Source organism: Coprobacter secundus subsp. similis (genome assembly GCF_015097275.1).
Lineage (GTDB): Bacteria > Bacteroidota > Bacteroidia > Bacteroidales > Coprobacteraceae > Coprobacter > Coprobacter secundus.
On the sequence record NZ_AP023322.1, the window covers coordinates 1,975,132 to 1,986,773 of the forward strand.

General features: G+C 37.0%; 8 protein-coding genes. 2 read left to right on the forward strand and 6 right to left on the reverse strand.

Annotation, left to right across the window (positions count from 1 at the left end; genetic code table 11):
• The first annotated feature begins 35 nt into the window (after positions 1 to 35).
• Positions 36 to 4,268 (forward strand): acyl-CoA dehydratase activase, encoded by a 4,233-nt coding sequence (locus tag Cop2CBH44_RS07820; RefSeq protein WP_200755854.1) that lies wholly within the window; start codon positions 36 to 38, stop codon positions 4,266 to 4,268.
• Complete coding sequence (locus Cop2CBH44_RS07825) at positions 4,241 to 4,861, forward strand: TetR/AcrR family transcriptional regulator (RefSeq protein WP_021932050.1); 621 nt, start codon at positions 4,241 to 4,243, stop codon at positions 4,859 to 4,861. The genes Cop2CBH44_RS07820 and Cop2CBH44_RS07825 overlap by 28 nt, the downstream gene beginning before the upstream one ends.
• Before the next feature lie 75 nt (positions 4,862 to 4,936).
• On the opposite strand, the gene Cop2CBH44_RS07830 is transcribed toward Cop2CBH44_RS07825, so the two are convergent.
• The 6 genes from Cop2CBH44_RS07830 to Cop2CBH44_RS07855 are packed head-to-tail and all read right to left on the reverse strand — an operon-like array spanning position 4,937 to position 11,642.
• Positions 4,937 to 7,345, reverse strand: coding sequence for a GumC family protein (locus tag Cop2CBH44_RS07830; protein WP_021932049.1), 2,409 nt, complete (start codon positions 7,343 to 7,345; stop codon positions 4,937 to 4,939).
• A gap of 7 nt (positions 7,346 to 7,352) precedes the next feature.
• Positions 7,353 to 8,105, reverse strand: coding sequence for a polysaccharide biosynthesis/export family protein (locus tag Cop2CBH44_RS07835; protein WP_246469191.1), 753 nt, complete (start codon positions 8,103 to 8,105; stop codon positions 7,353 to 7,355).
• Positions 8,106 to 8,161: 56 nt separating this feature from the next.
• Positions 8,162 to 9,403 (reverse strand): aminotransferase class I/II-fold pyridoxal phosphate-dependent enzyme, encoded by a 1,242-nt coding sequence (locus tag Cop2CBH44_RS07840; RefSeq protein WP_021932047.1) that lies wholly within the window; start codon positions 9,401 to 9,403, stop codon positions 8,162 to 8,164.
• Between the two features lie 10 nt (positions 9,404 to 9,413).
• Positions 9,414 to 10,070 carry an HAD family hydrolase gene (locus Cop2CBH44_RS07845; protein ID WP_200755855.1) on the reverse strand — a complete coding sequence of 219 codons (657 nt, stop codon included), beginning with the start codon at positions 10,068 to 10,070 and terminating at the stop codon, positions 9,414 to 9,416.
• Complete coding sequence (locus Cop2CBH44_RS07850) at positions 10,060 to 11,025, reverse strand: ATP-grasp domain-containing protein (RefSeq protein WP_200755856.1); 966 nt, start codon at positions 11,023 to 11,025, stop codon at positions 10,060 to 10,062. The genes Cop2CBH44_RS07845 and Cop2CBH44_RS07850 overlap by 11 nt, the downstream gene beginning before the upstream one ends.
• 8 nt (positions 11,026 to 11,033) lie before the next feature.
• On the reverse strand, positions 11,034 to 11,642 hold the full coding sequence (locus tag Cop2CBH44_RS07855; protein ID WP_200755857.1) for a sugar transferase: 609 nt from the start codon (positions 11,640 to 11,642) through the stop codon (positions 11,034 to 11,036).

Here is an 11,642-nt window from a genome sequence, read left to right on the forward strand (position 1 = left end):
TATATGTCAACCATTTATTTTAAATGTGCTCGATTATGTATAGGGTTGGTTTAGATATAGGCTCAACAACAGCAAAGATAGTAGTCCTGAAAGAAAATGAGAACTCTGTTCTATTTTCAAAATATGAAAGACATCAAACGAAAATACAAGAAATTTTACTCTTATTTTTCCAAGAGCTTATCCAAAAAATTGGAAATACACCTTTATCTATATCCATAACTGGTTCTGTCGGTATGGGAATTGCAGAAAAATATTCACTACCCTTCGTACAAGAAGTAGTAGCCGCCACCCATTACATTCACAAAAGACAATCGCCCATATCTACTATGATAGATATCGGAGGAGAAGATGCAAAAGTGGTTTTCTTCCGTAATCACCAAGCTATAGATTTACGCATGAACGGAAACTGCGCAGGAGGAACTGGTGCATTTATTGACCAAATGGCCATTTTACTGGGAGCATCAATAAACGAGTTGAACGACTTCGCCCAAAAAGCGACCGAAGTATATCCCATAGCATCAAGATGTGGTGTATTCTGTAAAACTGATATACAAAACTTAATTGCTAAAAACATATCCAAAGAAAATATTGCTGCATCTATCTTCCATGCTGTAGCAGTACAAACAATCGTCACTTTAGCTCATGGTTGCGATATAGAAGCACCGATATTACTATGTGGAGGTCCTTTGGCTTTTATCCCAGCACTTAGAAAAGCATTTGCCGATTATCTACATTTGTCAGAAAGCAAAGATTTCATTCTTCCTGAAAATAGTAATTTAATACCGGCATGGGGCACTGCTTTATCCGATAACGGACAAAACATCACTCCAAAAGATTTAATACAAATATTAGGAAAAAAACAAAATATATCTCCAAATCCGCAACACGGACTTCCCTCTATTTTTAATGAGGAACCAGAATACGCACAGTGGAAAAAGGAAATAAGCCGACATAAAGTACTACGAACAGGACTAAACTCTGGAATACAAGAAGTAACCATAGGCATAGATTCTGGATCTACTACAACTAAAATAGTCGTACTTGGTAAAAACAATGATATACTTTTCTCTTATTATCACGATAATAATGGAAATCCAATAAAAGCTGTTGAAACCGGATTACGTCAGCTATGTGACGAGTGTCAAAAGCAAGGAGCTTCTTTACAAATAAAAGGATGTTGCTCTACCGGATATGGAGAGGATCTTATCAAAGCTGCATTTCAATTAGATGGAGGCATCATCGAAACGATAGCTCATTATATGGCAGCCAAACATATCAATGAAAATGTCTCTTTTATACTGGATATCGGAGGGCAAGATATGAAAGCAATCTTCATCCATAACGGAGTCATCAGTCGTATTGAAATAAATGAGGCTTGCTCGTCAGGATGTGGCTCTTTCATTAGTACATTCGCCCAATCACTCAATTACAATATAAATGATTTTTCCAGAATAGCATGTTTTTCTAAAATGCCTTGCGATTTAGGTACCCGATGCACCGTATTTATGAACTCTAAAGTGAAACAAGTTCTTAGAGAAGGGGCATCTGTGGCAGATATAGCGGCCGGTCTATCTTATTCGGTTGTTAAAAATTGCTTATACAAAGTGTTACAGCTAAAAAATACAGATGAACTCGGCGAATATATTGTTGTACAAGGAGGTACCATGCGCAACGACTCCATAGTAAGAGCTTTGGAAAAGCTGACGGGTAAACAAATTTCCCGTAGTGACTGTCCTGAGCTCATGGGTGCCCTGGGCTGCGCTTTATATGCCCGTCAAATAAAAAACACATCAAATATAGATTTGGGAAATATGTTACAACGGGCTGAATACACATCGAAACAAAACCAATGCCGAGGATGTGAAAATCAATGCACTGTAACACAATACAAATTCAACAACGGGAATTATTATTATTCAGGAAATCGTTGCGAAAAAATATTCTCTAACAAAGGGAATCAATCTAATCAAGGAATAAATGCATACTCTCATAAAACAAAATTATTGTTTGACAGAAAAACCGAAATAGTGAATCCTTCACTCACAATAGGTATTCCACGTTGTCTAAATATGTATGAAGAATACCCTTTTTGGCACACATTATTTACCCATTGCGGTATACAAGTATACCTCTCAGAAACATCGACTTTCAATAAATACGAAGTTGCCGCCAGAATGGTAATGTCTGACAATATCTGTTTTCCTGCCAAATTAGTTCACAGTCATATCCAAAACCTTATAAAGCACAATGTTGACCGGATATTTATGCCATTTGTCGTATACGAAAAAACAGACAAACAGCAACAAAACAGTTATAATTGTCCTATCGTATCGGGTTACTCTGAAGTCATAAAAAGCGTACAATCAGGAAATATCCCCATAGACTCCCCCGCCATTTCTTTCAAAGATACGAAACTCTTATATAAGCAATGTAAAAAGTACCTAACACAATTAGGAATTTCAGAAAACACGATCAAAACAGCATTTGACCATGCCCAAAAGGAACAATATCTTTTTGAAGAACAACTTATCCTCTACAATAAATCAATACTGGATGATAGTAATAAAACACAAAAGTTAACCATACTTTTGGCCGGACGACCATATCATTCAGACCCACTTATACAACACAAAGTATCAGATATGGTTGCTGCTCTGGGAGTAAATGTAATAACTGACGATATCGTCCGGCATCAAGACATCACTCTCAATGACATTCATTTTGTCTCACAATGGGCATATACAAATCGTATTCTCAAAGCAGCCAAATGGGTTGCATTACAAAATAACGATATTCAATATATGCAATTAACATCCTTCGGATGTGGCCCAGATGCTTTTTTTACCGACGAAGTACGCTCTGTACTTAAACGACACGGAAAAACATCGACACTCTTAAAAATAGATGATGTAAGTAACGTGGGCTCTATTAAATTACGTGTACGTTCTTTGATAGAAAGCTTAAAAATAAGTCTACAACTACATAATAACAAAGGTGTAGCATCTTTTGATACCACACCCATATTCGGGACAAAAGACAAAAAGAAAAAAATTATAGCACCATTCTTCACACCATTCATTTCTCCTCTTATCCCATCAATTATGAAAGTTGTCGGATATGATGTAGAAAATCTACCTGCAAGTGATACAGCCTCATGTGATTGGGGCCTAAAATCAGCTAATAATGAAGTCTGCTACCCAGCAACTCTTATTGTAGGAGATATTGTCAAAGCATTTAAAAGCGGGCGTTATGACCCTGAAAATACAGCAGTCACTATCACCCAGACGGGAGGCCAATGCCGAGCAAGTAATTACATCTCTCTTATTAAAAAAGCTCTTGTAGATAATGGCTATGCTAATGTACCCGTAATATCATTATCTTTCGGCAGCGGTATAAATAATAAACAACCCGGATTTAAAATCAACTGGTTAAAAATAATACCAATCGCTTTATCCTCAATCTTATATAGTGATTGTATCTCTAAATTTTATTATGCATCAATAATCAGAGAAAAACGACAAGGAGAAGCAACTGTCCTGAAAGACAAATACATCGAGAAAGCTAAAGATGCTATTTTACAAAACGAGCCAAAGATACTGTATCAATACCTATCTTCCGCAGCAAAAGAATTCAATCAAATTTGTAAAAACGGATCTTATCCTAAAGTAGGTATCGTAGGTGAAATATTTTTAAAATTCAACCCTTTTGCACAAAAAGATATTACACACTGGCTAATCGACCGACATATCGAAGTCGTACCTCCTCTATTGATTGACTTTTTCCTGCAAAGTTTTGTAAATTTAAAAAATAATCAAAATAATCATCTTCAGAAAAAAAATATACCCGATTTTATTATAAATTGGCTATACAACAAAATCCAAAAGACTATATCTGCAATAAACGAAATAGGAAAAGAATTTCATTATTTCACACCTTTCGAAAATATCTTTACAAAAGCAAAAGATGCAGAAAAAGTAATATCCCTGAACGCTCAATTCGGAGAAGGTTGGCTAATTTCCGGTGAAATACTTTCCTTTGCTCGCCAAGGAATAAATCATGTCGTCAGTCTACAACCTTTCGGTTGTATTGCCAATCATATCATAGTCAAAGGGATAGAAAAAAGGATAAAAGCTTTATATCCTCAAATGAATATCCTATCATTAGACTTTGATAGCAGTGTTAGTGACGTAAATATCATAAACCGTTTATTATTATTTATCGACAATATAGAAAATCAGATATGGGAGCAACAGAAAACAATCATTTAGAACAACGTATCATCGAAACGGCCCAACAACTATTTATAGAAAAAGGATTTACAGAAACCAGTATGAGCGATATTGCTCATACCGTCGGCATCAATCGTACCACACTTCACTACTATTTCAGAACGAAAGACAAAATGTTCCAAGCCGTATTCAATAAGATTATAACCTCCATTATTCCACGGGTACATGATATCCTGACTCAAGATATACCATTCATTGAGCGTATCGACAAAATACTGGACGAATATATTATGAAATTTACCGAAAATCCTTTTCTACCCAAATTCATTTTCGGAGAAATACAACGCGATGTAAATCATCTATTACATACCATTAAAGAATTGAATTCCGATAAATACTTCGAAGCACTCAAACTGTATTTATATACAGAAATGCAACAAGGTAAACTTAAAAAGGTTCCTTTACATTTTGTGTTCCTCACTTTTTATGGGCTACTCGCATATCCTATGATTTCAAAAAATCTACTTGTAACAGTTTTTCTAAATGGAAAAGAAGAAAACTTTACTCCGATGTTGCAAGAATGGAAACAATATATAATAGAACAAATGAAACATTTACTATGCTACGACTGAAAGTCATTTCTCTAAAATCCAATAAATGCCATTTTATTACTTTATGAAGACAGCATTTATTGGAATACTATATCATTAAAAAATCTGCCACCATCTTTTTTCATGGAGCTGCGATTCCATATTCTGTTCTTCTTCCCCGTAGCCATAACCATAGCCGTAACCGTAACCATAGCCATATCTCTTCTGTTTCATACCAACGCCGTTCAATAGAATACACAATTTTTTGAATGCATTCCCTCTATAAATACGTTCCACATCAGCCAATTGACGACGATCCATCAATCCCTCCCGAATTACATAAATAGTAATATCGGTTACTCGAGCTGTGATGGAAGCATCGGCAACCATCATGGATGGAACACTATCTATAATGATATAATCATAACGGTTTCGTATCTCGTCAACCAAAATATCTAATCGTTTACTTAATAATAATTCAGCTGGATTTGGAGGAGTAGGGCCTGCATGTATCACATCTAAACATTCATGAAATTCATCTTTCATTATTAATTCGTCTATATTATTAACTCGCCCAGACAAGTAATTTGTTAATCCAATACCCTCTGCGTGCATACGCTTGCTTAAAGACCGCTTCCGTAAGTCCACATCTAATAACAATACTTTCTTCCCAGCCAAAGCCAATGTCATAGCCAAATTAAACGACACAAAAGTCTTACCTGATCCTGGATTTGCTGATGTCAACATAATTACTTTCGCATTATTTTCACCACCGACCATAAAATCCAAATTAGTACGCAATATTCTAAAAGCCTCCGACACACTATCTCGCCCGCCCTCTCGAACTATGACAATATCTCCTTCAGCTTTATTTCTCTTAAACGGTATCTCAGCCAAAAAAGGTACGGTAGTATTATCTTCAATATCTTTGCGTCCTCGTACCGTGGTATTTAATAACATAATCAAAGCTATCACTGCGGCAGGAATCACACACCCAATAGCCAGAGCTGCCAATAATATCATCATCGTTTTCGGAGACACTGGCGTATCACTGCCATTAGCAGCATCTATTACCCGAGCATTACTCTCAGTAATCGCCATATTCAACGCATTTTCTTCCCTCTTATTTAATAGATACAAATATAATTCCTCTTTTATTTTTTGCTGACGAGCAATAGATAAAACTTGTTTTTCTTGAGAGGGGACTGAAGCAATTTTATGCCGAGCTATCTGCTCTTGCTCTTGTATGCTCTTCATCCTAATATTCAAAGTAACTAATAAATTATCTATTGATTGAATGATAGAATTTCGCATAGTCGATAATGTCTGATTCAAATCTATAACCATGGGATTTCGGTCACTCGAATTTGACATTAACCGGTCCCGTTTTAATAAAAGTTGGTTATATTCTGATATAGCTCCTGAAATTTCAGCACTTTCTATACCTGTATTAGCAGGTATCAAATCATTTATTTTTACTGGATCAGACAAATAGTCTTTTATAAAATTTACCAAGCTTATCTGATTCTCTAAGCTCACCCCTTCACTCATATATCCACTTTTCATTGTTAGAGACATTCCTGCTTCCGAAGTAATATCTGTTAACTCATTTTCCTTTTTAAAAGTTTCTATTTGGCTATCTACATCCCCTAATTCTTGACTGATAATTTCTAATCGGTCATCAATAAATCTCGCAGTATTTACAGCCAATCGATTTTTATCGGCGATAGCATCCTCATTATATTTAGCTATCAATGTATTTATCACATCTTCGGCCCGTTTTATATCAGTGTCATTCATTGTAATATTCAACGCCCCTCCATTCTTACTTTCTAAAGAAACTGAAACAGCCCTTCTATATCGAGTAGTAGCATCTTTCAACCGTCTTTTATTTACTGTGATGACCTTTTTTTTAAACTTTGTCAAAGGAATTCCCGTATTATTTACAACTAGCACTCCAACCGGAGTAGAAACCGTATCTCCTAATTGTACCTTTTTTGACCAATCTTCATTCGAAGTAAAATCTGACAACAGAACTTCTTGATCTGAAATAGGAACAATATCAAAAGAGAACTGTGAATTGTTGTCTTTTGTTATAAAACTCACGGCTAACGGACTATCTTTATACAAACTCCTATCTCGTAATCCTCCTTGCATCACATAACCCACATCTAAATCCAATTGAGAAACTACATCTTGCATCAAACGATAGGACTGAAATATCAACATTTCCGTCTCTGCACTACTACGCACATTTATCATATCCATAGAGCCCAAGTCTTTGAACATAGCCGACTCGGAAAATCCCCCAGATTTATTATCTTTTATTATCACCGATGCCGACCGGGTATAGATATATGGTAAAGTCTGTACATATACATAAGCGATACTCAAACATACGATTACCGAAAGAGCAAACCATTTCCAGTTGGCAAGACCGATCTCCAGTATATCGCGCAGACTTAAACCATTATCTGTACTTTCCTCTACTTGCTGACCATATATTTCTTGTTGTTCCTTTGCCATATAAAGATTATTTAAAAATAAGTACTGCAATTGTCGTCAAGAAAGAAGCAACCGAAATCCATAACCCGACAGAATTATTCTGATTGATATTCGTCTGTCCAGCTCTATATTTATTCGGCTCTACATATACCATATCATTCTGTTGCAAATAATATGCAGGAGAATCGAATACCGATTTCGAACGCAAATCATTATATACAATTTGCCGATTGCCATTTACCTCCCGTATCACCATCACCCGGTCACGCTTCCCGTAAATCGTAAGATCACCAGCCAAGCTCAATGCCTCGAACAACGTAATCCTATCAGATGATACATTATACGTCCCCGGATGATTCACCTCCCCGATAACAGAAATTTTAAAATTCAAAAATTTCACCAATACCACTGCATCATTTACATATCCTCCGGATTTCAATAGCTTTTCTATCTCATCGGCTACCTCATCTCGCGTAAGACCTCCTACATGTATCCTTCCTAATATCGGGAAATTGATATCTCCATCTGCATCGACTAAATGTCCCTGTATTTGACTCGAAGCAGCTGAAGTCCCCTGTCCGGCAGATAACCTAACTTCAGGCAAGTTAAAAATACTCACTAATTCCGGATCCCGACTATTCACGATAATACTCAACAGGTCATTCGGTTGTATTTTTATCTCCTGCTCTTTTTGTATCTGCAAAATAGTATCCTGTTTTACATCCTGCAAATACAAAACCTTCTTCTGAGCTGTACAAGAAGACAATAACACAATTGCCATCAAAAAACACTTATATAAACTTTTCCCTTCCATGACAAATCCGGTATAAAATCCATTTATTTTATATTTTTCAAAATCTCTTTTACTATCATATGTACATCCTTTTCCGTAACCCAAGGACCACTTGGAAGACAAAGCCCCACCTTAAATAAAGATTCACTCACACCATTTACATAAGCCGGTACATTCCGATAAACGGGCTGTTTATGCATAGGTTTCCATAATGGACGACTTTCGATGCCCATTGCATCCAATACCACACGCATAGCCTCAACATTCCTATTCGGTTCGCAATCGGTATGCACATTTTCAACCGTATGCGTGACCCCTGCCGCACCCCCGACAGCTCCTTTTACGACTGTCATATAAGCCTTCTCCTCTCCTGCTACATGTAAATCAGGCGAAAGGGTAATCGTATTAAGCCAATAATTCGAATCATAGCACGCTGAAGGATTTCTATGGAATACAATACCCGGCACATCATCGAACAACTCTTCATATAATGCCGCCAAACGTTGATGATGACGAATATGTTCCTCCAAAACCGTCATCTGCCCACGTCCTATTCCGGCACAAATATTTGACATCCGATAGTTATAACCGACTTTCTCATGTTGATAATAAGGATATCCTTCTCGAGCTTGAGTCGCATAAAACATGATATTCTGTTTATCCTCTTGATCTCCGCAAATCAACGCTCCACCTCCGGAGGTCGTAATCATCTTATTGCCATTGAAAGAAAGTACACCATACTTTCCGAACGTCCCGCATATTCGACCATTATAACGACTTCCCAATCCCTCCGCAGCATCTTCGACAACAGGTATATCGTATTTATTGGCAACAGCCATTATTTCATCGATTTTCGCAGGCATTCCATACAGATAAACGACAACAATAGCTTTCGGCTTCTTTCCCGTTCGAGCCATCCTGTCCTGAATTGCGTTCTCCAGAAGCTCAGGATCCATATTCCAAGTATCCGATTCGCTATCTACCAGTATTGGGACAGCACCAAGGTACATAATCGGATGACAAGAAGCACAAAATGTAAAAGACTGGCAAATTACTTCATCACCGGCCTGAACTCCGCAAGCGACCAATGCCAAATGCACGGCAGCCGTCCCAGCAGATAATGCCACGACCTTCTTGTCCTCACCGACAAAATTTTCCAAATCCTGCTCAAAAGCATTCACATTCGGTCCCAAAGGCACTACCCAATTGGTATCGAAAGCCTCTTGGATATACTTCTGCTCCTCTCCACTCATGTGTGCGAGACACAGGTAAATTCTTTTATCCATTATATTATAGCTAAATATTTAAAGTCAATAAATCTTTCAATTCCGGTATTTTAAAATCAGGTAAATACTCTTCAGGCAAGTCAAAATCCTGCCGATGAATATTTCTTCCATCATCTAAAAGACACACCGTCTTCCATCCCAGCCGATTAGGAGATACAAAATCTTTTTTAATATTATCCCCTACATAAACAAAATCGGCATTTACATATTTATGCTGAAAAAACAAATAATTCCTTTCCGATGGTTTTTCTGTACCAAATTCCTCAGATATAATCAAGTCATCTTCCTTAATGAAGCGGTCTAACTGCAAAGCACAGAATTTATTACGTTGAGGGATGGAATATCCGTCTGTTATGATACCTAAATTACACTCTTGCCGCAGAACATCCAACATTTCACAAGTACCCCACTCCAACCGGATATTCGGTTTATGCGTTCTGTACATCCTTAACAGATCCGTCGTCATTAGCGGTAAATCGTATTTCTCAATCATTAAAGAAAATACATCCATTTTCGACTCATAAGCCTTTATCATAAACGGATAAATATCCCTTTGGGAAAATTCTACTTCTACCCAATCTGCAATCTCCCGATAAGCAGAGCGTAAAAAGTCGATCTCTTTATATAATGTATCGTCAAGATCGAATACAAATACTTTATTCCTCATGAACTATTATTTCACTATCATACCTCAACATTAGTGTATTATTTTTCCAAGTATCAGTATAATCCAAAGTCTCTCCCAATACATATTCTCTAATCATATATTCCGGGAAATTGGCTCCCGCATAATACGAAAGAGGATATCCCCCTCCAAAGCGAGGATTTATCTCGATACCGACAACATCATCATCTGAATCTCTATAAAACAATTGAATACAAATACAACCAATCACCCCAGGTAAATAGCCTAATCGTTCTTTCAGGAACTGAACTAAATAATTTTTTCGAGTATATCCTTTATTTATTTCACCGGCACGAATCTCAATCCTTTCACGAGGCACGATAGATTTTACCTTACTGTCTTTACCATAGTACATATCTACCGTAAACTCTTTATATACATTCTTATCGATATACTCCATAAAAATCAATTTAGGATGATTCAAAATCTCCGGAGTCAATTCTTCTTTATCTCTTATAATATACAAGTCTTTACTCAAAGAGCCATCATACGGTTTCGCAAACATCGGAAACCGATCTCCATACTTATCTCTTAAAGCTGGAACACGAATACCGTGCTCACTCAAAAATATGCCGGTATTCCGTTTATCACGACAAGCCTGCACAAAAGAGAGATCCGAAACCATTACATAAATTCCCTGTTTTTCAAACCGTCCTTTATTTTCCGCTAAAATCAAAAGTTCCGTATCTATCGTCGGGATAATTATCCCAATATTATTAGAAATACATATTTCTAAAAGATTATCTATATATTCATTTGATGTTACACGCGGAACCTTAAAACATCCATCAGAAATCACTGCCGCAGGAGACAACCGAGGATTCATCTCCGTTGTGTAGACCTTTGAAACCGCTGTAATTTTTTTTAGCTCTTCTTGAAAAAATCGTACCAATTTAACCCTCTTGCCTACAGAAGATATCAAAACATTAAACACCATGTCCATACTCAATTATTCCCTTCAAAAAATTCCATTGTCGCACTCGTATCCGAAGAAATTCCCTCTCTCTTAAATACTTTCTTTATAGTCATAAAAACAATTTTCAAATCCAGAAGAAAAGAACAATGGTCTACATACCATACATCCAACTCGAATTTCCGTCGCCAAGATATAGCATTACGGCCATTCACCTGAGCCCAACCCGTTATTCCCGGGCGCACTTCATGTCTGCGCGCCTGCTCCTTATCATATAACGGCAGATATTGTACAAGCAAAGGACGAGGGCCTATCAGTGCCATATCTCCTTTCAAAACATTGATCAGTTGAGGCAACTCATCTAAAGATGTAGACCGTACAAAACGACCGACTTTCGTCAAACGATCAGCATCAGGTAACAGATTCCCCTTCTCGTCACGCTCGTCAGTCATAGTTTTATACTTAATCACCTTAAATATCCTCCCATTTTTACCTGGACGTTGTTGATAAAAGAATGCACCCGCTCCTTTATTCGCAAAATGAAGCCAAACAGCGACAACTAATAATATCGGCCAAATAATCGACAACACACTCAGGACGATAAGAAAATCCAATATACGTTTAAAACAACACTTATACAT